27 protein-coding genes and 1 tRNA gene are annotated in these 21,691 nt (G+C 62.8%); 17 read left to right on the top strand and 11 right to left on the bottom strand.

Annotated elements, in window-relative coordinates; all coding sequences use genetic code 11:
• The first annotated feature begins 219 nt into the window (after window positions 1–219).
• The 13 genes from fabD to ABIA73_RS18150 all read left to right on the top strand — a co-directional run bounded on the left by fabD (window position 220) and on the right by ABIA73_RS18150 (window position 11,559).
• A complete protein-coding gene (gene fabD / locus ABIA73_RS18210) occupies window positions 220–1,164 on the top strand; it encodes an ACP S-malonyltransferase (protein WP_025874079.1) in 945 nt (314 codons plus the stop codon).
• A gap of 82 nt (window positions 1,165–1,246) precedes the next feature.
• The gene (gene fabG, locus ABIA73_RS18205; protein ID WP_025874078.1) at window positions 1,247–1,990 is read left to right on the top strand and encodes a 3-oxoacyl-ACP reductase FabG; all 744 of its coding nucleotides are present in this window, start codon (window positions 1,247–1,249) and stop codon (window positions 1,988–1,990) included.
• A 152-nt stretch (window positions 1,991–2,142) separates the two neighbouring features.
• Window positions 2,143–2,382: an acyl carrier protein gene (gene acpP / locus ABIA73_RS18200; protein WP_025874077.1), complete on the top strand. Its 240-nt coding sequence runs from the start codon at window positions 2,143–2,145 to the stop codon at window positions 2,380–2,382.
• A gap of 145 nt (window positions 2,383–2,527) precedes the next feature.
• A complete protein-coding gene (gene fabF, locus ABIA73_RS18195) occupies window positions 2,528–3,790 on the top strand; it encodes a beta-ketoacyl-ACP synthase II (RefSeq protein ID WP_025874076.1) in 1,263 nt (420 codons plus the stop codon).
• Between the two features lie 92 nt (window positions 3,791–3,882).
• Window positions 3,883–5,247 (top strand): aminodeoxychorismate synthase component I, encoded by a 1,365-nt coding sequence (locus ABIA73_RS18190; RefSeq protein WP_354276130.1) that lies wholly within the window; start codon window positions 3,883–3,885, stop codon window positions 5,245–5,247.
• 208 nt (window positions 5,248–5,455) lie between these two features.
• Window positions 5,456–6,517: an endolytic transglycosylase MltG gene (gene mltG / locus ABIA73_RS18185; RefSeq protein WP_354276129.1), complete on the top strand. Its 1,062-nt coding sequence runs from the start codon at window positions 5,456–5,458 to the stop codon at window positions 6,515–6,517.
• On the top strand, window positions 6,514–7,179 hold the full coding sequence (gene tmk / locus ABIA73_RS18180) for a dTMP kinase (protein WP_059063248.1): 666 nt from the start codon (window positions 6,514–6,516) through the stop codon (window positions 7,177–7,179). The genes mltG and tmk overlap by 4 nt, the downstream gene beginning before the upstream one ends.
• On the top strand, window positions 7,176–8,132 hold the full coding sequence (locus ABIA73_RS18175; RefSeq protein WP_354276128.1) for a DNA polymerase III subunit delta': 957 nt from the start codon (window positions 7,176–7,178) through the stop codon (window positions 8,130–8,132). The genes tmk and ABIA73_RS18175 overlap by 4 nt, the downstream gene beginning before the upstream one ends.
• Complete coding sequence (locus tag ABIA73_RS18170) at window positions 8,129–8,482, top strand: PilZ domain-containing protein (protein ID WP_025874071.1); 354 nt, start codon at window positions 8,129–8,131, stop codon at window positions 8,480–8,482. The genes ABIA73_RS18175 and ABIA73_RS18170 overlap by 4 nt, the downstream gene beginning before the upstream one ends.
• Window positions 8,483–8,596: 114 nt before the next feature.
• Window positions 8,597–8,671 (top strand) — tRNA-Val (locus tag ABIA73_RS18165).
• A 321-nt stretch (window positions 8,672–8,992) separates the two neighbouring features.
• A complete protein-coding gene (locus ABIA73_RS18160; RefSeq protein ID WP_354276127.1) occupies window positions 8,993–9,694 on the top strand; it encodes a Fe(II)-2OG oxygenase family protein in 702 nt (233 codons plus the stop codon).
• Window positions 9,691–10,650, top strand: a complete 960-nt coding sequence (locus ABIA73_RS18155; RefSeq protein WP_354276126.1) for a hypothetical protein — start codon at window positions 9,691–9,693, stop codon at window positions 10,648–10,650. Before ABIA73_RS18160 ends, ABIA73_RS18155 begins: the two co-directional genes overlap by 4 nt.
• A 45-nt stretch (window positions 10,651–10,695) precedes the next feature.
• Window positions 10,696–11,559, top strand: a complete 864-nt coding sequence (locus ABIA73_RS18150; RefSeq protein ID WP_354276125.1) for a hypothetical protein — start codon at window positions 10,696–10,698, stop codon at window positions 11,557–11,559.
• Window positions 11,560–11,931: 372 nt separating this feature from the next.
• Here the strand turns inward: ABIA73_RS18150 and ABIA73_RS18145 are convergent, their stop codons facing one another.
• Both ABIA73_RS18145 and ABIA73_RS18140 read right to left on the bottom strand, forming a co-directional pair.
• On the bottom strand, window positions 11,932–12,384 hold the full coding sequence (locus ABIA73_RS18145) for a hypothetical protein (protein WP_354276124.1): 453 nt from the start codon (window positions 12,382–12,384) through the stop codon (window positions 11,932–11,934).
• 10 nt (window positions 12,385–12,394) lie between these two features.
• A complete protein-coding gene (locus ABIA73_RS18140) occupies window positions 12,395–12,808 on the bottom strand; it encodes a hypothetical protein (RefSeq protein WP_354276123.1) in 414 nt (137 codons plus the stop codon).
• Window positions 12,809–13,559: 751 nt separating this feature from the next.
• Between ABIA73_RS18140 and ABIA73_RS18135 the strand changes: the two genes are divergently transcribed.
• The 3 genes from ABIA73_RS18135 to ABIA73_RS18125 all read left to right on the top strand — a co-directional run bounded on the left by ABIA73_RS18135 (window position 13,560) and on the right by ABIA73_RS18125 (window position 15,774).
• Entirely contained in the window at window positions 13,560–14,243 is a 684-nt protein-coding gene (locus ABIA73_RS18135; protein ID WP_354276122.1) for a DUF4145 domain-containing protein, read from the top strand.
• Window positions 14,244–14,445: 202 nt separating this feature from the next.
• Window positions 14,446–14,982, top strand: coding sequence for a hypothetical protein (locus tag ABIA73_RS18130; protein WP_354276121.1), 537 nt, complete (start codon window positions 14,446–14,448; stop codon window positions 14,980–14,982).
• Between the two features lie 342 nt (window positions 14,983–15,324).
• Window positions 15,325–15,774 carry a hypothetical protein gene (locus tag ABIA73_RS18125; RefSeq protein WP_354276120.1) on the top strand — a complete coding sequence of 150 codons (450 nt, stop codon included), beginning with the start codon at window positions 15,325–15,327 and terminating at the stop codon, window positions 15,772–15,774.
• Between the two features lie 277 nt (window positions 15,775–16,051).
• On the opposite strand, the gene ABIA73_RS18120 is transcribed toward ABIA73_RS18125, so the two are convergent.
• The 7 genes from ABIA73_RS18120 to ABIA73_RS18090 form a co-directional block, all read right to left on the bottom strand.
• Window positions 16,052–16,420, bottom strand: coding sequence for a hypothetical protein (locus ABIA73_RS18120; RefSeq protein ID WP_354276119.1), 369 nt, complete (start codon window positions 16,418–16,420; stop codon window positions 16,052–16,054).
• A gap of 49 nt (window positions 16,421–16,469) precedes the next feature.
• Window positions 16,470–16,982, bottom strand: coding sequence for a hypothetical protein (locus tag ABIA73_RS18115; protein ID WP_354276118.1), 513 nt, complete (start codon window positions 16,980–16,982; stop codon window positions 16,470–16,472).
• Complete coding sequence (locus ABIA73_RS18110; RefSeq protein ID WP_354276117.1) at window positions 16,975–17,175, bottom strand: hypothetical protein; 201 nt, start codon at window positions 17,173–17,175, stop codon at window positions 16,975–16,977. Before ABIA73_RS18110 ends, ABIA73_RS18115 begins: the two co-directional genes overlap by 8 nt.
• A 1-nt stretch (window position 17,176) precedes the next feature.
• Entirely contained in the window at window positions 17,177–17,437 is a 261-nt protein-coding gene (locus tag ABIA73_RS18105; RefSeq protein ID WP_354276116.1) for a hypothetical protein, read from the bottom strand.
• Window positions 17,434–17,832, bottom strand: a complete 399-nt coding sequence (locus ABIA73_RS18100; protein ID WP_354276115.1) for a hypothetical protein — start codon at window positions 17,830–17,832, stop codon at window positions 17,434–17,436. Before ABIA73_RS18100 ends, ABIA73_RS18105 begins: the two co-directional genes overlap by 4 nt.
• A 217-nt stretch (window positions 17,833–18,049) precedes the next feature.
• Window positions 18,050–18,409, bottom strand: a complete 360-nt coding sequence (locus ABIA73_RS18095) for a hypothetical protein (RefSeq protein ID WP_354276114.1) — start codon at window positions 18,407–18,409, stop codon at window positions 18,050–18,052.
• Between the two features lie 100 nt (window positions 18,410–18,509).
• Window positions 18,510–18,704, bottom strand: coding sequence for a helix-turn-helix domain-containing protein (locus ABIA73_RS18090; RefSeq protein ID WP_354276113.1), 195 nt, complete (start codon window positions 18,702–18,704; stop codon window positions 18,510–18,512).
• 95 nt (window positions 18,705–18,799) lie between these two features.
• On the opposite strand from ABIA73_RS18090, the gene ABIA73_RS18085 reads away from it, so the two are divergent.
• Window positions 18,800–19,267 carry an Arc family DNA-binding protein gene (locus ABIA73_RS18085; protein ID WP_354276112.1) on the top strand — a complete coding sequence of 156 codons (468 nt, stop codon included), beginning with the start codon at window positions 18,800–18,802 and terminating at the stop codon, window positions 19,265–19,267.
• A 79-nt stretch (window positions 19,268–19,346) separates the two neighbouring features.
• On the opposite strand, the gene ABIA73_RS18080 is transcribed toward ABIA73_RS18085, so the two are convergent.
• On the bottom strand, window positions 19,347–20,519 hold the full coding sequence (locus ABIA73_RS18080; RefSeq protein WP_354276111.1) for a site-specific integrase: 1,173 nt from the start codon (window positions 20,517–20,519) through the stop codon (window positions 19,347–19,349).
• Between the two features lie 220 nt (window positions 20,520–20,739).
• Window positions 20,740–21,168 carry a hypothetical protein gene (locus tag ABIA73_RS18075; protein ID WP_354276110.1) on the bottom strand — a complete coding sequence of 143 codons (429 nt, stop codon included), beginning with the start codon at window positions 21,166–21,168 and terminating at the stop codon, window positions 20,740–20,742.
• Window positions 21,169–21,691: the final 523 nt, after the last annotated feature.

The raw sequence follows: 21,691 nt of genomic DNA, 5'->3' as shown, positions 1-21,691 counted from the left end.
GGTGGGTGGTTTTGCCCGCGGGCTGGTGGCACCTCGGCCCGGTGCCGGCGTTTGGGGGGCCCGGGGGGGGGCCCCGGGCCAACCGGTTCGCCCGGGCCATGCCCGGGCGGACCCCGTATCGGGGCACTGTCCATACGCCGTGCATACGCGCACGTACAGACGACACGGCATGTTCCCCCTTATCATGGCCCGCTTCGATTGCAACAAGCGGATGACCGCGTGACCGTATCCACCCTCGCTTTTGTCTTCCCCGGTCAGGGCTCACAGTCTGTGGGCATGCTGGCCGAGCTGGCCGAACTGCACCCGCAGGTGCGTGAGGCCTTCACCGAGGCATCCGATGGTGCCGGCGTCGACCTGTGGGCGTTGTCCCAGGGCGGCCCGGAGGAAATGCTCAACCGTACCGAATACACCCAGCCGGCCCTGCTGGCCGCCAGCATCGGCGCGTGGCGCGCCTGGAACGCCGTGGGCGGTCCGCGTCCGTCGGTTCTGGCGGGCCACAGCCTGGGTGAGTACACCGCCCTGGTCGCCGCTGGCGCCCTCAGCCTGCACGACGGTGCGCACCTGGTGCGCCTGCGCGGCCAGCTGATGCAGGACGCGGCTCCCGCAGGTGTCGGCGCGATGGCCGCCGTGCTCGGTGCCGAAGACCAGCTGGTGCTGGACGTCTGCGCCGAAGCCGCCGGCAGCCAGGTGGTCGTTCCGGCCAACTTCAACTCGCCGGGCCAGATCGTGATCGGCGGCGACGCTGCCGCGGTCGACCGGGCGCTGGCGCTGCTGGCCGAGAAGGGCGTGCGCAAGGCGGTCAAGCTGGCCGTCAGCGTGCCCTCGCACACCCCGCTGATGCGCGAAGCCGCCAACCGTCTGGCCGAAGTGATGGCCGGCCTGTCTTGGCAGCTGCCGCAGCTGCCGGTGGTGCAGAACGTCGACGCCAAGGTGCACGACGGTGTGGACGCGATCCGCGCCGCGCTGGTGCAGCAGCTGTACCAGCCGGTGCAGTGGACCGGCTGCGTGCAGGCGCTGGCCGCCCGTGGCGTCACCCGGATCGCCGAATGCGGCCCGGGCAAGGTGCTGACCGGTCTGGTCAAGCGCATCGACAAGGCCATCGACGGCCGTTCCCTGGCCACCCCGGGCGACTTCGAAACCGCCCGCGAGACGTGGTCGGCCTGATTGCCCCTGTTCCTGCCGACCGTGCCGGTGGCCGCTGCAAGCGGCGCGGGTGCGGCGGCCGCCCCAGCCTGAGGAAAACATCATGAGCAAGCCCCTGCAGGGTGAAATCGCACTGGTTACCGGTGCCAGCCGTGGCATTGGTGCCGCCATCGCCGATCTGCTGGCCGCCCAGGGCGCCACCGTCATCGGCACCGCCACCACCGATTCCGGCGCCGCCGCGATCGGCGAGCGCCTGGCTGCCCACGGCGGTCACGGCCGCGCGCTGAACGTCACCGACGCCGCTGCGCTCGATGCTGTGCTTGACGGTATCGCCAAGGAATTCGGCCCGATCTCGATCCTGGTCAACAACGCCGGCATCACCCGCGACAACCTGCTGATGCGCATGAAGGAAGACGATTGGGCGTCGATCATCGACACCAACCTGACCAGCGTGTTCCGTACCAGCAAGGCCGTCATGCGCGGCATGATGAAGGCGCGCAAGGGCCGCATCATCAACATCGCCTCGGTGGTGGGCGTGACCGGCAACGCCGGCCAGGCCAACTATGCCGCCGCCAAGGCCGGCATCATCGGTTTCTCCAAGTCGCTGGCCAAGGAAATCGGCTCGCGCGGGGTCACCGTCAACGTGGTCGCGCCGGGCTTCATCGACACCGACATGACCAAGGCGCTGCCGGAAGAAGCGCGTACCGCGCTGATCGGCGACATCGCCCTCGAACGCCTGGGTTCGCCGGAGGACATCGCCCATGCGGTGGCCTTCCTGGCCAGCCCGGCTGCCGGCTACATCACCGGCGAAACTCTCCATGTGAACGGCGGCATGTACATGCCGTAAGCAAGGGGCGCAGGGATCGCGCCGCAAGTGGTTGATCTGCGAGGATTTTTGCTGCAATGCAAGGTCACGCCGGTTTCCACTACACTATCCCACGGCCATCGCCTTTGATGGCGACCACTTTTGAACCACTACTCCATCTGGAGCGATATCCCATGAGCACCATCGAAGAACGCGTCAAGAAAATCGTCATCGAACAGCTTGGCGTCAAGGAAGAAGAAGTCACCAACAGCGCATCGTTCGTCGATGACCTGGGCGCTGACTCGCTGGACACCGTCGAGCTGGTGATGGCGCTGGAAGAAGAATTCGAGTGCGAGATCCCGGACGAAGAAGCCGAGAAGATCAGCACCGTGCAGGCTGCGATCACCTACATCACGGCCCACGTCAAGGCCTGATGCAGGACGTCAGTGCGTGTGCGGGCGTTGAGTCCGGCGCGCATGACACCCCATGGGGCCGCTGTTTGCGGCCCCGTGTGTTTGCGCACCACACCGAAGTAAACCGCGTTACCCGCAAAGAACGTTCGGGTCAGGAGAATCAGCAATGAAGCGTCGCGTCGTCGTAACCGGCCTGGGTATGGTCTCGCCGTTGGGCAATGATCTGGCCAGCAGCTGGGAAGGCATCACCCACGGTCGTTCGGGCATCGGTCCGCTGACCAACGTTTCTGATGCCTACCTGGAACGGTTCACCACCAAGATCGCAGGTGAGGTCAAAGGCTTTGACATCACCGCCGACAACGAACTGTTCGGCAAGTACCGGGTCAGCGGCAAGGATGCCAAGAAGATGGACCCGTTCATCCATTACGGCCTCGGTGCCGCGTTCATGGCCCTGCATGATTCGGGCCTGGAGATCACCGACGCCAACGCCGACCGCATCGGCGCCATCGTTGGCGCTGGCATCGGCGGCCTGCTCGGCATCGAAGAGCAGACCATCGAATTCCACGAAGGGAAGAAGATCTCTCCCTTCTACGTGCCCAAGACCATCATCAACATGCTGCCGGGCCAGCTGAGCATCATCAGCGGCCTGAAGGGCCCGTCGTTCTCGGCGGTCTCGGCGTGCGCCACCTCCAACCATTCCATCGGCACCGCCATGCGCATGATCCAGTACGGCGATGCGGACGTGATGGTGGCCGGCGGTGCGGAGCGCGGCTCCTCGCCGACGGCGCTGGGCGGCTTCTGCGCGATGAAGGCGATGAGCACCCGCAACGATGCTCCGGAACAGGCCTCGCGCCCGTGGGACAAGGACCGTGACGGCTTCGTGCTGGGCGACGGCGCCGGCATCCTGATCCTGGAAGAGTACGAGCACGCCAAGGCGCGTGGCGCGAAGATCTATTGCGAGCTGGCCGGTTTCGGCGCCAGCTCCGACGCGTACCACATGACCGCGCCGAGCGAGAACGGCGAAGGCGCTGCGCGCTGCATGACCATGGCCATGAAGGACGCCGGTGTCACCCCGGAACAGGTCGGCTACCTCAACGCACATGGCACCTCGACCCCGCTGGGCGACCTCGGTGAGACCATGGCGATGAAGACCGCCTTCGGCGACCACGCCTACAAGATGATGGTCAGCTCCACCAAGTCGATGACCGGCCACCTGCTCGGCGCTGCCGGCGGCGTGGAAGCGATCTTCTCGGTGCTGGCAATGCGCGACAACGTGATTCCGCCGACCATCAACCTGCAGCAGCCGGGCGAAGGCTGCGACCTGGACTACGTGCCCAACGAAGCACGCCAGGCCAAGGTCGACGTGGTGATGTCGAATGGTTTTGGTTTCGGCGGCACCAACGGCACGCTGATCTTCAAGCGCGTCTGATCGCACCGGTAGGGTCGAGCCATGCTCGGCTCCGCCAACCACGAGGCCGCCGCAAGGCGGCTTCCGTGTATCCGTCTCCCGAACTGGCTGCCATGACCCACGCCCCGCTGATCCACCCGCTGCCGCACCCGATCGACCTGCTGGCCCTGCAGCAGCGCGACCCGGCGCGTTTCCCGCTGCTGATGGAGTCCACCGCCTCGGGCACTGCGCAGGGCCGCTGGAGCCTGCTGCTGGCCGCGCAGGGCGACACCCTGCAGCTGGACGCCGATGGCCAGGTGCGCGACCAGCACGGCGCGGTGCAGCCCGGCAGCTTCCTGCAGGCGCTGGACCGCGCATGGCAGGCACAGCGGTTGCCGCACGACGGCGGCCACGCGCTGCCGTTCCGCGGTGGCTGGGCGCTGATGCTCGATTACGAAGTGGCCAGCCAGGTCGAGCCGGTGCTGCCGGCGCGCGCGCGCGATGACGGCCGGCCGACCGCACTTGCCCTGCGCTGCCCGGCCGCCGTGCTGCATGACCACCAGGCCGACGCCAGCTTCCTCATTGCCGAAGCGGGCGAGCAAGCACTGCTGGACTCGCTGGTCACGCTGGTAGCGGGTGAACTGCCGCCGGCCGGGCAGGGCTGGCAGCCGCCGCAGTCGGTCAGCGAAGACGAGCCACAGCGCTTCACCGAGGGTGTGCGCCGGGTGATCGACTACCTGCGCGCCGGCGACGTGTTCCAGGTGAACCTGTCGCGGCGCTGGAGCGCGCACTTCGCAGCACCGGTCAGCCCGCAGGCGCTGTACGCGCAGCTGCGGCGGGCCAATCCGGCGCCGTTTGCCGGCCTGTTCAGTGCGCACGGCCGGCATGTGGTCAGCTCGTCGCCGGAACGGCTGGTGTCGGTGCATGGCGGCCACGCACAGACCCGCCCGATCGCCGGCACCCGTCCGCGCTTCGAGGGCGACGACGATGCCGCGCGCATCCAGGAACTGGTCGGCCATCCCAAGGAGCGCGCCGAGCACGTGATGCTGATCGACCTGGAGCGCAACGATCTGGGCCGCATCTGCCTGCCCGGCACGGTCGTGGTGGACGAGCTGATGACCGTGGAAAGCTACGCCCACGTGCACCACATCGTCAGCAACGTCAGCGGCCAGCTGCGCGCGGACGTCACCCCGGGCGAGGTGATCGCCGCGACCTTCCCCGGCGGCACCATCACCGGCTGCCCGAAGGTGCGCTGCATGCAGATCATCAGCGAACTTGAGCAGGTGCCACGCGGCGCGTACACCGGTGCGTTCGGCTGGCTGAACCGCGATGGCGACCTGGACCTGAACATCCTGATCCGCACCGCCGAGGTGGACGGCAACGAGGTCAGCTTCCGCACCGGAGCCGGCATCGTGGTCGATTCGGACCCGGACAAGGAACTGGACGAAACCCGGGCCAAGGCCCGCGGCCTGCTGCGGGCGCTGGGGCAGCAGGGTTGATCGATTGCCGCCACCGGGCATGGCTTGTGGGTGCCGACCGTTGGTCGGCATGGATGCCCCCATGGCCGTTCATCCACGCATGGCGTGGATCTACTGGAGATGGCGGGTGGGTGCCGACCGTTGCTCGGCACGGACGCGTGCCCCCGGTCATGACCCCACACCACCGGCACGGTATCCTGCACGACGGAATCGAGTTCAGAGGTAGTCCATGGCGGGAGCCAAGCGCGGGTGTCTGTTGGTGGTAACGCTGCTGCTGGTGCTGGCCGCCGTCGTGGCCGGCGCGGGCGCGTGGTTCTTCTACAAGCAGAGCCAGTTTGCCGACGTGCCGTTGACCCCCAGTGCGAACAGCGTGGTCATCGCCAGCGGCGATGGCATGAACAGCGTGCTGCGCAAGCTGCGCGAGGCCGGCGTGGACGAGGGCAAGGACACCCAGTGGCAGCTGCTGGCCCGTCAGCTCGACGCGGCCGGCAAGCTGAAGGTGGGCGAGTACGCGCTGAGCAAGGACCTGACCCCGCGCGAGCTGCTGCTGCGCATGCGTGCGGGCAAGGTGCTGCAGCACCGCGTCACCATCATCGAAGGCTGGAACATCCGCCAGCTGCGCGCCGCGCTCAAGCGTGCCGATCCGCTGCTGCACACCACCGACACCCTCGATGACGCAGCGCTGATGGATCGCCTCGGTTTCGCCGGCCAGCATCCGGAAGGCCGGTTCCTGCCGGAAACCTACGTCTACCAGCGCGGCGACAGCGACCTGGACGTGCTCAAGCGTGCCCACGGCGCGATGGAGAAGGCGCTGGACGAGGCATGGGAAAGCCGCGCCCCGGATCTGCCGATCAATACGCCCTACGAGCTGCTGACGCTGGCGTCGATCATCGAAAAGGAAACCGCGCTGGCCAGCGAGCGACCGCAGATTGCCGGCGTGTTCATGCGCCGCCTGAAGATCGGCATGCGCCTGCAGACCGATCCGACCGTGATCTACGGCATCGGCGCGGCGTACGACGGCAACATCCGCCGCCGCGACCTGACCACCGATACGCCCTACAACACCTACACCCGCTCTGGCCTGACCCCGACCCCGATCGCCATGCCCAGCCGCGATGCGCTGATGGCCGCTGCACAACCGGCACCGGGCGATGCGCTGTACTTCGTCGCGGTGGGCGATGGCAGTGGCGCGCACGTGTTCTCGCCCAGCCTGGACAAACACAACGCCGCCGTAGCCCGCTACCTGCAGCAGCTGCGCCAGCAACGCACCCAGGAGACTCCGGCGCAATGAGTTCCGCGCTGCTTCGCCATCCCCGTTTCGTCAGCCTGGAAGGCGGCGAGGGCGCGGGCAAGACCACCGCCATCAACGCCATCCGCGAGTGCCTGCGCCGCCACGGCCATGAGGTCGTGTTGACCCGCGAGCCCGGTGGCACGCCGCTGGCCGAGCGCATCCGCGGCCTGGTGCTGAAGCCCGATGCCGAGATTGCTGCCGAGCCGCTCAGTGCCGAGGCTGAGCTGCTGCTGGTGTTTGCCGCACGCGCGCAGCATGTGCGTCAGGTGATCCAGCCGGCGCTGCAGCGCGGCGCCTATGTGCTCAGCGATCGTTTCACCGATTCCAGCTATGCCTACCAGGGCGGCGGCCGGGGCCTCGACCCGCAGTGGATCGCCGACCTGGAGCGTCGCGCCGTGGGCCTGCTGCCCGGCTTGACCCTGTTGTTGGACGTGGACGTGGCCGTCGGCCGTGCGCGTGCCAACAGCCGCGACCTGTGGCCGGACCGCATCGAAAGCGAGCAGGACGATTTCTTCCAGCGCGTGCGCGAAGTGTTCCGCAGCCGCGCACAGCAGGACCCGCAGCGTTTCGCGCTGGTTGATGCAGGTCAGGTGCAGGAGCGCGTGGCCGCCGATGTGGTTGCACGTGTCGAGCGCTGGCTGCAGCAAGGGGAGGGTGCATGAGTACTTTCTCGCCCTGGCAGCAGCGCGCGTTCGACCAGACCGTGGCTGCACTGGATGCGGATCGGCTGGGCCATGGCCTGCTGATCTGTGGCCCGGCCGGGCTGGGCAAGCGTGAGGTGGCCCTGGCGCTGGCCGACCACGTGCTGGCACGCGGGGATGCCACGTATGCCACCCGCACCCGGCAGCTGATTGCCGCCGGCACGCATCCCGACCTGCAGCTGATCAGCTTCATTCCCAACAAGAGCGGCGACAAGCTGCGCACCGAGATCGTGATCGAGCAGGTGCGCGAGATCAGCAACAAGCTGGCGCTGACCCCGCAGTACGGCGTGGCGCAGGTGGTGATTGTCGACCCGGCCGATGCCATCAACCGTTCGGCCGCCAATGCGCTGCTGAAGACCCTGGAAGAACCGCAACCCGGGCGTTACCTGTGGTTGATCAGCAGCGACCCGGCGCGCCTGCCGCAGACCGTGCGCAGCCGCTGCCAGCGCCTGGAATTCAAGCTGCCGCCGCGCGAAGAAGCGCTGGCCTGGCTGCAGCAGCAGGGCCACAGCGAAGCGGCCGCGCGCGAGGCACTGGATGCAGCGCGCGGCCATCCCGGGCAGGCCGACAACTGGCTGCGCGAAGATGGCCTGAGCCTGCGTCGCGAGGTCGGCCGTGAGCTGGAACAGCTGGCCGCCGGCAAGACCGGCGCAGTGGAGCTGGCGCAGAAGTGGTGCGCCGATGACAACGCGGCGCTGCGCCTGCGCTTCGCTGCCGACCTGGCGCTGGCCCAGGCCAGCACCGATGCCTTGACCACGCCGGAGCGATTGCACAAGCTTGCAGCCTGGTTCGATGCGGCCAACCGCACCCGCGACCTGCTGCGCACCACCGTGCGCGCAGACCTTGCGGTGGTCGAGTTGCTGCTGGCCTGGAACAAGGTGAACGAGCGGCCTGCCGCAAGGGGAAATCGATGAGTGCCAGCAACGCCCGCCAGGGCATCCTGTCTCTGGCAGTGAAGGACAAGGCCGCGCTGTACAGCGCGTACATGCCGTTCGTGAAGAATGGCGGCATCTTCGTGCCCACGCCCAAGCGTTATTTCCTGGGCGATGAGGTATTCCTGCTGCTGACCCTGCCCGATTCCAGCGAGCGCCTGCCGGTGGCCGGCAAGGTGATCTGGGTGACCCCGGCCGGTGCGCAGGGCAACCGCACCGCCGGCATCGGCGTGCAGCTGGCCGATGGCCAGGAAGGCGAGACGGTGCGCCACAAGATCGAAACGATCCTGGCCGGCCTGACCGGTTCGGACAAGCCGACGCATACGATGTGATTCCGGTAGCGCCGGGCCATGCCCGGCGGCCCCTGGAAACGCGCGTGAACACGAATGTGAAAACTGTTGACGGTCTCTGAAAAGCCCCTATAATGAGCGGCTCAGCAACACACCGGGCGGTTAGCTCAGCGGTAGAGCATTGCCTTCACACGGCAAGGGTCACAGGTTCGATCCCTGTACCGCCCACCAAATAAGACCCTGATTTTTAAGGGTTAACGTCAAAGCCGGCTTCGAGCCGGCTTTTTCGTAAGTGCGTCCTAAGTGCAGTCTCGCTAATGAACCGTCGAGCTTGGGAGGTCAGGATGATCGCTGCCTTAGCTGAAAGCCGCCGCTTTGTAACTGCGCGAATGGCTTCCGCCTTTAATGCCCACTTCCATCAAACACGCTCATGCTGTCCTCTCCCTGACCGAGAGGCGTCTGATGCCTGTCTGTCGCTCGTGGGTTCCAGTCGGCCAAGGTTGCATGAAATTGCCATCATCTGGGATTTAGTCGAAGTCGCCGCTCGGACCAATGACGGCGTTTGTCAATGCGGTCATCCGCAGTGGCGAGGCTGACATGGTGACCAAAGAGCCTCTGGAGCTGAAATATGCCGCGGCGCTCGATAAATGGGGCTGGATCGAACTGCCCTCATTCAAATCGGCCGAAGGCATCCGGCGGCTTGGAGACTCCCTTGATGCACACGGAGTGACAGATATTCAGTGCCTGCGTCCCTTGCCTAAGGGAGTGGGGCGGGGGCACTCCTTCAGCGACGTATTCGGTTGGGAGCGTTTCCCGTTGCATACAGATACCTCGTTCTGGAGCGAGCCGGCGAGATACATCCTGATGCAGTCGTCGAGTGATTCGCCGACACCTACCCTCTTGCTTGACAAGCGAAAAGTGGCGGGTCTACTTGCGCAACCCAGTGGTGCGCGTGCGATTTTCCGTAGCAGAAGGAAAGATGGGCCGATTTATTGTGGCCTGACTGACACTACAAAGGGAACGCCAGGCTGGGCGATTCGCTTCGATCCGACGCACATGGTGGCTGCAAATGATGCCGCTAAAGACTTCATGGCTCTGGTCAATGCAGCGCTATCAGACGCCATGCAGTTTCACTATTCTGGCGAAAATGCGCTGCTGATTGATAACTGGACGTGCTTGCATGGCCGGGGTTGCGTTCCGGAGATCGATCGGAGCAGGGTAATTTTGAGAGCATACATTGGGGGGCGACAATGAGTTGGGACAAAGAATCGCTGTGGCAGAAATCTATTCTTTTTATGGAGCGGGCGTTCAAAGAAGAGCGCGAGGGAGATGTATTTCCGCTTTGGGCATCGATGGGACTAGAGCTGCTTTGCCGGTCAGCCGTCGCGCACGTGAGTCCACTTCTACTTGCCGAGCCAGAGCGGGATCAAAAGAACGCGTTGCATATTCTTGGATTCGGCACCTCGTCGCCAAGATCAATCAACACAACCCAAGTTCTTGGCTTATGCAAAGTCTTGTTCACAGATTTCACTGATGAGGAAGTTAAGGCGGCCTCAACCCTCATCGGTCGACGCAATGAGGAGCTTCATACCGGAGCTGCGGCCTACGCCGCGTTCCGAGTTCAAGATTGGTTGCCAGGGTTCTTCAGATGCTGCGATGTGCTCGCAACGGCGATTGGCCAAAGCTTGGAAGCGCTTCTTGGGCCTGAGGAGGCGACGGCAGCGCGCGATACTCTCGTAGCGGCCGACAAGAGTATTGGGTCCAACGTTAAAACTGACATTTTGGCCCACGCTAAGGTTTTCAAGGCGAAGGACGAAGCAGAGCGAAAAGTACTGGCAGAAGCCTCTCAACGCCTTGGCGATGAACTGGCCGGTCAGCGTCATCATCGAGTCGTCTGCCCTGCCTGTGAATGCGTTGCTACCGTGCAGGGAGCAGATGTGGGCAAGCAGAAGGTTGAGCACGGTGACGGCTGCATCGTCGTTCGGCAGACTGTCTTGCCCAACCGGTTTAATTGCTCGGCATGTGGCCTAAAGCTGGCTGGTTATCAGGCACTCCGAGCAGCTGGTGTAGCAGACCACTTCACTAGACGTTCGGAATTCACTCCGAGCGAATACTATGAGCTGGTTGATCCGGAAGACTCTAGCGTGATGGACGAATATATGCGGGACTACGCGGAGCGGCATGACTATTACCAGTTCAACAATGACTAGCGCTCTGCAAAGTGTGCCCAAAGGTTAACGGCTTGGAAGGATCGCATGTTCATTGGATTGGCTGGTATTGAACTCATAGGGCCTGAAGTACACCTAGGCAATGGGATCGTTCTTCGCCCTACATATGCGCACAGGTTCTCTGCAGCGAATTTTGCGTTCTCCGCGCCTCGCACACTAGGGGAGCATCATCCTGGCCCTTGGCTCAGCTTCCCCCAGCCGGGAGCCAGAGATGTGTTGGCTGAGTTGGTCATCCCAGAGTCCTACAGCAGGACTGAGGAGACTCAGCGATCGGCTTCGCGCACGATCATCACCTTGCTGAGACTGTGGTATCACCCCGAGGTAGAGGCCGCTTACGAGTCGAATGTGGCCACTTCTGAGCTTGCCTCGGGAAATCCATCCGCCATGCTCAGGGTCTTCGAGCAACGTCGGAAATTTGTGCAGTACGAAGTGCAGGTGGACGATTGCAGGCCGCAAACAGTTGATCGTCTAGCTTGGGTAGTAGAGAGTTGGGAGGCTGCGATGCTGAAGCGTAGGCAATCTCCGGCATTTGATCTTCTCCTTGAGGCATTTGATGCCTCTCAGATCATGCCAAACAAATCGATGATGCTTGTAACGATGTGGGGAGCATTAGAGGCTCTGTTTACATCGGAGAAGAGCGAGCTCAGGTTTCGGCTCTCCTGCAACATGGCGGCATACTTGGAGCCGCCAGGTCGCGCGCGAGCGGAGCTGCAGAAGAAGGTCGCTAAGCTGTACGACGCTAGGTCAGCAGCGGCTCACGGCAACCTCAAATTTTCCGATGGGGCCGTGGCGGATAGCATTGATCTTTACAGGCGGGTGTTGTTCAAGCTCATCGATGAGGGAGTGGTTCCTGATAGAGCGCATCTCGAGCGCTGCTTGTTCGAGGGGTAGAGGTCGCCAGCCAGCTGGGGGCGCTTTGGGTTTCTACTTTACGACCGGATCGGCGTCAGATTCCCATCCGCTCCCACCCTCCAGCCCAGCGAACTTGAGGAGATCAGTGGAAGGCGTGCTCGTCCAGTCTCCGTTATCCTGCGGGTGACTGAGCTTGGATTCGTCGGTCTATGTGGTGCCGAGCTTCGAGAGCATCGCACTGAGCGCGGGCGTGGATGACTAGTTGAGGTCTTAGTCGGTCGAGCCCTATGTTCTGCTCGGTGGGGAATTGTGCGGGGCCCGGTCACCGGCGCGAGGTGTGTGGATCCGCAGAGTGCCGGCCCGGGCTGCAGGTGTTGTTAGGGACACCGCCTGCTGGTCCCTCCTGGCGAATCAGTCGGCCAGCGTGATCGCGGGGTTGGCATCGGCGCGGCGCGGGATGTTCTTGCCGGCCGCAGCGGCCTCCCGGATCAACGACTCTTCCTGCCGCTCCAGTTCCAGCAGCTGTTGCTCCAGGCGCTCCTGCTTTCGGTCATCGGTGATCGTCACGTCGCCTTGGTAGAGGGCTTCGACTTCGGTGCGGAGGCGATCACGGATGACGTCCGGGAAAAACTTGCATGCGTAGGCATGGGGACTCTCGGGGTAGGCCGATACGACTTCGCTGCCGCCGCCAATAAAGGCACTTGGGCGAATGGTGACTTTCGCGGCCTCGCGTTCGATGTGAGCGTCGATGGCTGCAAGAGCTTCTTCTTTCGGCGGCATGCCGCCGCGAATGTCGCGGATGTCGTCGGCCAGCTTTTCGATTTGAGCGCGGACGCGCGCTACCTTTGGCAAATGGTCGGTCATGGTCGTTCCCTTACTGGCTTAGGCCCCAATCGGCCACGGTCTGCTGGAGATGTTGTGAGGCGGCCTGGTAAGCCCCTACGTCGCCGGATGAAGCGCTGAGCTCGTCGTATGCGGCGGCTACTACGGCGTCCACTGCATCGATCGCAGCCATCCAGCGTTGCAACTTGGCCAACGTCTCGCGCCGGTGTTCGTCCAGGGTTTTGCCGCCAAGGTTTGTCGGCCTGCCGACACCCACCTCGAGCTCTCTGCCGCTGAAGCTTTTTGAGGCGGTCTCCATCTCTTGGCGAATGAACTTTCGCTGGTCGTTGAGCTCTTTGCGGCGCTCGCTCAGCGCGCGGCGCGCGGCAAAGTAGAGGTCATTGCGAATTCGCAACTGCTCCAGCTTCAGTAGGGAAGACGGGATGGGCGGAGATTTATCACTCACGGGGTGCTCCGGGGTTGAGGGCAAAAGCGGGAAGACGCTCGGGCCTGGCTGCCAATGCGCGCTGGAACGCAGGAAGGGTGCGCAGCGCATCGGCCAAGAGCTCGGCCGGAGGAATACCTGCGGTGTCGGCAGCGTCCTTCAGGGCGTCGCAGACCACTTGGGGGAGATCCAGCTCAATTTTGGGCATGGCGAGAGGGCTCAGATGGCAGGTCTATTGGACACCTGACATCGTTGCCCGGCCGGGCTGGAATGCGTAGGAACGTGCACTTGCTGATGGCGAACCCGGGGAGAGGAGCCTGTGCACCGCCTCGCCCGATTGGTGGGGGCGATGTACAGCGTGTACAGGTCAAATCATGCACTTTCCGCCGGGGAAAACTGGAAATTCGGGGGACCTGCGGTGGAGCATCAGGGAGGCCGAAAAACGGTCAATTACCGGGGTCCGAATTCCCCCCGGTTCCTGTGGATAGCCGCCGGGGCCCCGCACTGTGAAACCTTGCCTGTGGAACTGCCGCGGCGTTGCCCATTAGTTGTCCGCCTAATGTTCCACGCCCCAGTCTCAAGGTATATTCGTCGGCAACAGGCAATTGACCAGCACCATTGAACTGGGAAGAGGCGTGCCACCGCAGGTGTTGTGGCATGTGGGTGGAGCAATGCTGCCCAAGGCAGCTCTCTTCGCAGCCGATGATGGAGCCTGGATTGTGGGCAGCACTGCGGCTCGATGCGTCGGGCAGTCTTCTTGCGAAGGAGCGTGATGGCGACGACAACTGAGTACTTCATTAATTCGACGTGCGATGAGGTACATAACATCGCCTGCTCGACATGCAGCGGAAAGACCACGCACCACGTCAAGGCTTCCTACGATCAACGGACTGAATTTGACAGTCGGCATGGCTCGGTGTCATTTCATTCTGATTTCCAGATTGTGCAATGCCAAGGCTGCTCGACCATCTCCTTCAGAGAGGCCCACAGCAATTCGGAAGACTGGGAACTCAATGATGACGATGAGCCCAGCAGTGTTGTGGTTGAGTCTCTTTATCCATCACGCGTGGAAGGGATCAAAGGGCTCGGCGACGATGTCAGATGGTTATCCAGTACAGTGAATCTCATCTATTCGGAAACGCTGCAAGCGATGGCGTCTAACTCGCCGGTGCTCGCAGGAATCGGGTTGAGGGCGCTCTTGGAGATGGTGTGCAAGGAGAAGTCTGCTGTGGGGAAAGATCTATTCCATAAGATCGATAGCCTGGTTGAAGTACGGGTGCTCACGCCGGCAAGTGCTGCTGTCCTTCATAAGATTCGCACCCTTGGCAATAGCGCAGCGCATGAGGCCAAGCCGCACACCCCTAAGCAATTGGGCTTGGCGCTAAGCATCGTGGAGCATCTACTCCTTGAGGTCTACATTCTCCCTAAGAAGGCGGAAGCCGAATTCGGTTTATAGGACGATAGCTGTACGGCCATTTTGCTTTGGCGCCGAGTGCTCCGTGTTCTAAGAAACACTACGTCCTATCGAACTCATGTGTTCCGCTGGCTAAAGCGAACACCACCCAAAGAAAGAGACCTTTCCGATGGTTGTAAAGACGTGTTTCATCATTTGCCCTATTGGCGCGGCTGGATCAGAGACTCGTAAGCGGGCGGATCAAATGCTCAAGCACGTGTATGCACCGGTGCTGGACGCCTACGGCTATGAGACTGTGCGTGCGGATAAGATCCTGAAATCAGGTTTGATCACCAGCCAGATCGTCAACTTGATCATTGAGTCCGAGCTTGTGATCGCTGATTTAACGGATAGCAATCCGAACGTGTACTACGAGCTCGCTCTGCGCCACGCAACGGGCAAGGCGTTCATTCAGGTGGCTAAGGCCGGTCAGCAGATCCCCTTTGACATCGCTGGTCTTCGTACGATCTTTGTCGATCTTGCTGACCTAGATGACATAGATGCGGCAAAGAAAGACCTCCACGGCTACATTGCGGAGTTCGAGAAGGGGCATCGAGCGGACTCACCTATTCAACACGCAAGAGGGGTGCGTCTCCTGCAGACCGACCCGGATCTTGCGGAGAAGCTCCTCGCGCATGTTGTTGCGATATCTGGCAACGGTTGGGCGAGCTTGGATGACATTGACGACAAGCTGGACGATATCAAGCGAACTATTGAGGACATCGATAGGCGTCTTGAGTAGATAGTTGCTCGCAGCGCTTGGTCGTCAGGTCCTTATCGATTTCAGGCTTTTGCCTTCTTTTATCAAGCGAGGACATTGCCTGAGTAGTGCCAGGAGTATTCTGCGTTTCCTACAGCGGGGGCGCTGTAGGCGGTACGACACCCACACGGGGCGATGTGCTAATTCTGTTCTAGCAGCGCGCGTGTACTTGCGTTTTCCTGGCTGTCACCCTGCGTGGGTGAGGCAGCCCTGTCAGCGATTGGCGGTCAACAACTATTGAGACTAAGAATGCATCCATTTTCGGAACTTGCAGCTCGCTGCGCAGCGATGACAACAACTAGCACAGAGGATACCAGGGAGAGCGTGCTCGCTCTGCTGGAAGAGTCAGGTAGCACCATATTAGTCAAAGCACTGCAGGCAGTTGAGCTGCAGCGTGCGATGACGGCCGTTGGCCTCGTCTCGATGTTTGAGGCAGCTCTGCAGAGTGCACTTGGCGTAGAGCATGGCTTTAGCGCTGCTCGGGCAGTGTTGCAAGCGGGCGGGCATGCAAAACTTGAGGAAGACTTCGCAGATCTGCTGCTGGCTATCAACGTCTTGAAGCACGGTGCTGGCCGAAGTTACAGCGAACTGCTTGCGCGCCGAGATGAACTTCCGTTCAAGGTGCGTGCGGAGGGCGAGTTCTTTGAAGAAGGTGACGTTTCTGAGCTCGACTTCCTGGTGAGGGCAGATGATGAGTTTTTTCATTACTGCGCTGCCCTCGTTGACGAAGTTGCAACCAAAGTTCGAACTTTGAAGCCAGAGGTTGTCCTATGACGTGCTCAGTGGAATCCTTCCCCCGATTCTATCCATGAAAGGATATCCCCAAGGTAGTACCAGGGCGTCTTCGCTGGTTGGAAGAAGCGGGGCCCCTTTCCCTCCAGCCGCCACCTTCGAAGGCGGCTGACAGGGCATGGGATGAGCGTTGCCGCAGTGTGTTCCGTTACACGGCCGTCGATCGTCACGTAGTGACCTGTCGCCTCCAAGCGCTCGCGCACGTCTGTGATCGAAGTCGGAAGACTGCCGCCATGGGGAGCGCGTGGTTGCTGACCGCTCACTTGTCCCTCCGTTCCGCTGGAGCCAGCAGCAGGTTGTGGTAGCCGCTTGCTGCTCCTCGATGGTTTTGACGGCAGCGCGCGCGCCGAGCAGCTGGTGCATAGGCTGTTTCTGACCGAATGCCGCGGATTTGCTTCACCAGGTCGCGCATCGCGTACATCTTGGCCCGTACAGTGCGGGCCAGGTGGCGTACGGCGGTGGTGAACCTGGTGCACTGGTGAACGTGGTGCATGACGTGCAGCGGGCGCATGGGGTGCATCCCGTGCAGTGCCTGCACCGCGTGCAGCAGGGGCGCGGTGTGCGCGAAACAACACACCGCCTGGTAGTAGTTATCTGTGTAGCGTGTGGCGCTACGGTTTTTGACCATAAATCGCTCCATCCGTAGCGTCTGGCGCTACGCTTTCGTTAGTTGGTCGTTACGCGGCCTTGTCGCTGTAGCGCTCAGCGCTACGGTTTGTAGCGTCTGGCGCTACCGCGATTTTTTGGCATTCGCTGGCGTATGGCTTCCAACGCATGTATGTCCGCTTCGCATCAACGTCATCGCCGGCAGGGCCAATGTTCGTCAGGAGGAACGAGCGAGCCCGCCCCGTGCCTGTCTTCTGGTCGAAGCTGCCGGCCTTTGCTTCCTCGATCCACCCTCGCTCCAACAGCGACTTGAATGCGTTCTGCACGGGTCTTTGCGTGACGCCTACGCGCTGCATGGCCTCCCGAACGCTGAGAAACACCTCAGCGCCGGTGGATGGCCGGTACAGCGCGCGTAGCTCCACCAGCAGCGCGCGCGCGACGGGATCGAGGGTGCGATACGCCTGACACTCCAGTTCCCAGGCGTACAGGCGGACGTGTGGCGAGATGGGCACGTAGACGCTGCTGCTGCGCCCCGTGGCCCGTGCGCGTCGTTTGGCCAGCTTGCGGGCTTCTCGCTCACTCATCTGCCTCCCCTACGATCACGATGGCCACCTTCTTCCCGAAGTAGTGCAAGGGAAGGGGGGTAAAGGGCAGGCATGCGCCAACTTGGGAGCGATAGATCACGTCCACAGTCCTGGCGGAGTCCAGGTCCTGCAGAGCGCGCTTGGCCGCAGCGGAATTGCTCTTCTCCAGAGCGTCGAACAGATCCTGATTCATCTCAGGCCTCCAGCGTGGAGTTCAGCGCGGTGGAGAACATCGTTTCGGCATCCCTAGCTAGCTGTAGGTATCCCTCAAACTCCTCTACGCGGGCCGCTGCTATCCGCTGCAGGCGGTACAGTTCCGCCCGCCCGCCAGGATCTGCGGCCATGGCCCGCAGCTTGGCTTTATCGCAGGTGGCCAGCATGGTGCGCAGAAGCGTCTCTGCATTCGGGCTGACGCGCAGCCGCGGTGCTGGGGTCTTTCGCTTCTGTCGGCTCATGGCTGCGCCCCCATTGCCTTGTGCAGGCGCGCGCGGTCCCGCGCTGGCAGATTCGCCCACAACGGGTCGTGGGCATCGTCCGGGCGGGTCAGTGCAACGTGCTTCTCGTCGGCCAATAGCGGGCCTTCTGGCAGCGTGGCGCGGGTGATTGGCGTGCACTCAAACACCACCTTGACGAACGGGCCACGGTTGCACCGGGTGTGCGGCCGGTGGATGCGCTTGACCCGCACCGCCCGGCATTCGTTTCCTGGGCGGTTCCAGTAGATGAAACGGATGCTGGCCGGCGTGACCGCGTTGCGCGGCCCCATTGGCAGTGCGCGCGGTGCGTAGGCATCGTCGGGGGTGGTTGGCTCCGGTCGACCGCTGTCGCCAATAGCCATTAGCTGAGCGCTCATGGGTACGCCTCCAGGGCTAAGGCGTCTCGATAGCGGGCCAGGTAGCGGTAGGCGGTAGCGCGGGACATGCACCAGCGATTCATGATCTCTGGCACTGCAGGCGGTCGGCGACGGCTGGCCATCCATGCCGCGAAGTGGAGCGCGAACTCGATGTTGCCGCACGCGCCTGGTGGCCGGTTGTATCCGGTACTGCGGACAGGGGCAGGGGCATGCGGCTTCATCCGACCCTCCGCGTGGTGGTGGCGTAGGTGACCATCCCGAGGATTACCAGCAGGTCGGGAGGGATCGGGTAGGCAGCGCCGGGATTGCTGCGTGTGTAGACGTGCAAGCCACCGGGGCGGGCTTGGATGAATCGAATCGACTGCTGCCCGGCAATCTCTACCGCATAGCAGGCGTCGCCGGCGAAGTAGTTGCGGCGCAGGTCTACATGCAGCAGGTCGCCCGGCTCATAGCGCGGGGAGTTGAGGCTGTCCTTCACCTCTACCAAGCCCCAGCGCGCGGTGTCAGAAAAGTCCGGCAGGGGCACGGGGGTATGCCCGATTGCGGCCGGCATCGGTTGGTGTACGATGGGCGTCATGGTCTCGTTCCTGGTAAGGGTTCGATGGCTTTCACGGCTCACTCCGGCTGCAACCGGGTGGGCCGTTTCTATTTCTGGGCACCTAGTCATGGCTTGCCCCTTAGGCGGCAGCTTCTTTCTCGCGGGCCTCGATGTACTCGCGCAGCGCGCGGGCCGAGACCATGCGGCGCTTCCCGACTTTGAAGGTGCAGAGCAGACCTGCGGCCATTGCTCGATAGAGGGCATTGCGGTTCAGGCCGGTAACGGCGCAGGCCTCGTCGGTGGTGTAGCTGAGGCGTTCGTGCTGGTCGTTCATCTTCGCTCCATGTATGGACCAATGTGGTCCGTTGAGCGCAGTGGACCACAATGGTCCCTTGCGGTCAAGGACCAATTTGGTCCAACATTCCGGCCATGAGCAACCAAGACGTTCAGTTCAAACTGCGGCTTCCAGCGCCGTTGAAAAAGCAGCTGGAAGACGCCGCCGAGCGTGCAGGGCGGTCCGTGTCCGCCGAGCTCGTCCACCGACTGGAACAGTCATTTAAACCTAGCCGGCTAGAGCCGCCTGGCACCCTCGGCATTCGGGCCGGGATCGCTGCTCAGCGTGAGGTGTATCAGGCGTCTGTCGAAATGCTGACGCGTGCCGTGCAGCATATGGAGGCGCAGCTGCAACTTGGCAGTGATGAGCCGTATCCAGGTCAGGCGAGCGGGAAGACTCTCAAGCAGTCTCTCGCCGATACGAAAGATGCGCTGAAGGTATTCAACCGCAAAATGGAGGTTGCTGCTCTGCTGCTTTCTGAGCTGGCTGTCGGGGAGGCGTGTGGCGCCGAGATCGACGTGGACGAGTTCCGAGAGCGTGCAATTCGTGCCGGCGTGCTCTAGTTGGGGGCTCTGCAAACCTCATCTTTGAGGTTTGCAAGCAGGTTACTGATTTCAAAGCACCGCTCAAAATTGAGCCGTGCTAAAGGAACTGCACCTGCGCCAGCTTGTCGCGCGCTGCGCCCTGCACCAGATGGCCATAGTGCTTCTCGATCATCGCCAGCGACGTGCCGGCCAGCTTCGCCACGGTCAGCAGGTCCATTCCGCCCACGATGGCGTCTGTGATCCAGCAGTGGCGCAGCGTGTAGAGCGTCACTCCGGCAGGTAGCCCAGCGCGCGCTGCGGCATCCCGAACGAGCTCGCTCCAGTCGGTGGGCGTCCACACCTTCTTCCCGTCCTGGGTGAACAAGTGCGCCTTGGGTAGCTTCCCCTTGGCCAGCCGGTCGAACAGCGCAGTGGCAGCGGGGGAGAGCGGTATCTTGCGGTCGTGGTCCTTGCTGCGGAACCTCACGCTGGCGGTGCGGCCGTCATAGTCCGAGCGCAGACACAGCGACGGATCGCCCGGCCTGCAGCCCGTCAGCGCCACGCACTCGATCACGTCGCGCACGGGGCCCTCAGCGGCCTCCAGCAGCGCGCGGCGCTGCGTCCGCTCCAAGTACAGTCCACGGCGCTGGCTGGCGTCCTTGAGCGGCTTCACGGCGTTCCATTCGAATGCGAGGTCAGGGGAGACCTTGCGGCGCGCCACGGCGTGGTTCAGAGCGGCTACCAGCGTCGTGCGAATACGGTTGATGCTGGACCGCGCCAAGGGCTTCGGCACCGGTGGGCGGCCGCGTTTCACCGGCAGGGGCGGGAGGTCGCCTTTCTCAACGCGATCGCGCCAGGCCTCAATGTGATCCTGATGGAGATCCTTGAGGCGGATCTTGCCCAGCTTGTCGCCGTAGAGGCAACGCTCAAACCGGCGCCTGGCGTCATCCGATGCAGTCTTGCGTCCGTCCTTCTCCAGGGCGGTCACGTAGTCGCGGCAGGCGTCGGACACCGTGATGTCCGCCTTGGGCTTGCTCACAGCCACCGGGGCGCCGTGCTGGGAGGCTTCCGATAGTGCAGCCAGTGCCGCAGCGCGCGCGCCGGCCAGCGTCATCACCGGGTGCTTGCCGAGCGTTCGCCGTTTTCCACGGCCCCACGTCACGATGTAGGACTTCACGCCCGAGGGCTGCACGCGCAGCAGCAGGCCCTTCATGTCGCTGTCGCTGATCTCGTAGGGCTTCTCGCTGGGCTTGGCCAGCTCCACGGCGCGGATCGTCAGCTTGGTTCCCATGTCCCGTAAGTGCGTCGTAAGTGCAAATTGCAGTGTGCGGCCAAATTCAGTGGGACGCAACGACACGGAGAATCAAGGGATTTCGGGCGTATCCCTTGTGCACCAAGGGCCTGTCTCGTCCTTCACACGGCAAGGGTCACAGGTTCGATCCCTGTACCGCCCACCATGTTGCAGAACGAAAAAAGCCTCCAGCGATGGGGGCTTTTTTGTTGCCTGCGATTTACCCGGGCTTGTTTGCCACCGCTGTGATCGCATCGCCCAGACCCGTCTGCGCGGCATGCGCGATCTGGCGCGCGGCCAGCAGCAGACCATTTCGATGGAAGTCGCCGATCTGCCCGTCGGTACTTCCGTCCACGCGTGCGCGCTCTGCCGCGTGCAGAAGATCGAGTACGGCGGTCAGTGCGGACAGTGAACGGCCGAGGGAGGCGAGGGTCTGTGCGTTGAGCATCTGCGTGGTGCACGGCTGGCCGTCTTCGCCATCTCCCCTGCGGATCGCATCCAGGAAGGTGAAGAACATCGGCTGCGCGGGAGGGAACTGCTGCTCCTTCAGTGCGCACTCGATCTCGCGTGCGAGGTCTTCGGGAACGTTGCTGGCGATGTCGCCGATCAGGGCATGCAGGCGCGGGAAGAGGAAGGTGTTGTTGGTCATGGCGGAACCCTCACTGGCATAGAGCCACCTTCCAAAGAGAAGGTGGCGGACGGTGCGGGTTGGCGTACCAAGGCAGAAAGGCTCACAGGGAGAAAAGGCCTGGCGGATCCTGCGATCCCCACGCACCGCCCGCCATTGAAGGCAGTCGTGCATTCTCTTTGCTGCGATTGAAATCGCAACTTCCTGTGAGCCTGTTCGTTTATTCGAGACGCCAATCCCGACCAAGGCGTCTTGCCTCGGCGTGGCGATCATCAAGCCAAGCAATCACATCGGTCTGTAAGGAAAGTTCTCAACTTTCCCTAGGCAGGCCAGACGTTTTCGGTTGTGTGTCGTCCGACAACCGCGAGTAGTGCCGCCCATCACTGATGGCGCATATCGCCGCCCATGCCGACCGTGCACATGACGACTCCAGAGCGGCGCCACGATGGCAATTCCGTCACCTGGCGCACGCGGGCGGGACCATGCCACGAATGAAAGCAGAGGGTTCCATCCGTGCGCTGTCCCGCCAGCCTCGGCGGGCGTA

It is taken from the genome of Stenotrophomonas sp. 2694, from assembly GCF_040548715.1.
Classification (GTDB): Bacteria; Pseudomonadota; Gammaproteobacteria; order Xanthomonadales; family Xanthomonadaceae; genus Stenotrophomonas; species Stenotrophomonas indicatrix.
This window is presented reverse-complemented; position numbering and strand designations above follow the sequence as displayed.

Coding starts and splice junctions, on each gene's coding strand:
- acpP (WP_025874077.1), top strand. CDS start 2,143: ATGAGCACCATCGAAGAACGCGTCAAGAAAATCGTCATCGAACAGCTT.
- ABIA73_RS18120 (WP_354276119.1), bottom strand. CDS start 16,420: ATGGTCAAAAACCGTAGCGCCACACGCTACACAGATAACTACTACCAG.
- ABIA73_RS18115 (WP_354276118.1), bottom strand. CDS start 16,982: ATGAGTGAGCGAGAAGCCCGCAAGCTGGCCAAACGACGCGCACGGGCC.
- ABIA73_RS18080 (WP_354276111.1), bottom strand. CDS start 20,519: ATGGGAACCAAGCTGACGATCCGCGCCGTGGAGCTGGCCAAGCCCAGC.
- ABIA73_RS18150 (WP_354276125.1), top strand. CDS start 10,696: ATGTTCATTGGATTGGCTGGTATTGAACTCATAGGGCCTGAAGTACAC.
- ABIA73_RS18145 (WP_354276124.1), bottom strand. CDS start 12,384: ATGACCGACCATTTGCCAAAGGTAGCGCGCGTCCGCGCTCAAATCGAA.
- tmk (WP_059063248.1), top strand. CDS start 6,514: ATGAGTTCCGCGCTGCTTCGCCATCCCCGTTTCGTCAGCCTGGAAGGC.
- ABIA73_RS18155 (WP_354276126.1), top strand. CDS start 9,691: ATGAGTTGGGACAAAGAATCGCTGTGGCAGAAATCTATTCTTTTTATG.
- ABIA73_RS18090 (WP_354276113.1), bottom strand. CDS start 18,704: ATGAACGACCAGCACGAACGCCTCAGCTACACCACCGACGAGGCCTGC.
- ABIA73_RS18105 (WP_354276116.1), bottom strand. CDS start 17,437: ATGAGCCGACAGAAGCGAAAGACCCCAGCACCGCGGCTGCGCGTCAGC.
- ABIA73_RS18130 (WP_354276121.1), top strand. CDS start 14,446: ATGCTCAAGCACGTGTATGCACCGGTGCTGGACGCCTACGGCTATGAG.
- ABIA73_RS18075 (WP_354276110.1), bottom strand. CDS start 21,168: ATGACCAACAACACCTTCCTCTTCCCGCGCCTGCATGCCCTGATCGGC.
- ABIA73_RS18175 (WP_354276128.1), top strand. CDS start 7,176: ATGAGTACTTTCTCGCCCTGGCAGCAGCGCGCGTTCGACCAGACCGTG.
- ABIA73_RS18160 (WP_354276127.1), top strand. CDS start 8,993: ATGACGGCGTTTGTCAATGCGGTCATCCGCAGTGGCGAGGCTGACATG.
- ABIA73_RS18085 (WP_354276112.1), top strand. CDS start 18,800: ATGAGCAACCAAGACGTTCAGTTCAAACTGCGGCTTCCAGCGCCGTTG.
- mltG (WP_354276129.1), top strand. CDS start 5,456: ATGGCGGGAGCCAAGCGCGGGTGTCTGTTGGTGGTAACGCTGCTGCTG.
- ABIA73_RS18100 (WP_354276115.1), bottom strand. CDS start 17,832: ATGAGCGCTCAGCTAATGGCTATTGGCGACAGCGGTCGACCGGAGCCA.
- ABIA73_RS18135 (WP_354276122.1), top strand. CDS start 13,560: ATGGCGACGACAACTGAGTACTTCATTAATTCGACGTGCGATGAGGTA.
- ABIA73_RS18110 (WP_354276117.1), bottom strand. CDS start 17,175: ATGAATCAGGATCTGTTCGACGCTCTGGAGAAGAGCAATTCCGCTGCG.
- fabG (WP_025874078.1), top strand. CDS start 1,247: ATGAGCAAGCCCCTGCAGGGTGAAATCGCACTGGTTACCGGTGCCAGC.
- ABIA73_RS18170 (WP_025874071.1), top strand. CDS start 8,129: ATGAGTGCCAGCAACGCCCGCCAGGGCATCCTGTCTCTGGCAGTGAAG.
- fabF (WP_025874076.1), top strand. CDS start 2,528: ATGAAGCGTCGCGTCGTCGTAACCGGCCTGGGTATGGTCTCGCCGTTG.
- ABIA73_RS18095 (WP_354276114.1), bottom strand. CDS start 18,409: ATGACGCCCATCGTACACCAACCGATGCCGGCCGCAATCGGGCATACC.
- ABIA73_RS18190 (WP_354276130.1), top strand. CDS start 3,883: ATGACCCACGCCCCGCTGATCCACCCGCTGCCGCACCCGATCGACCTG.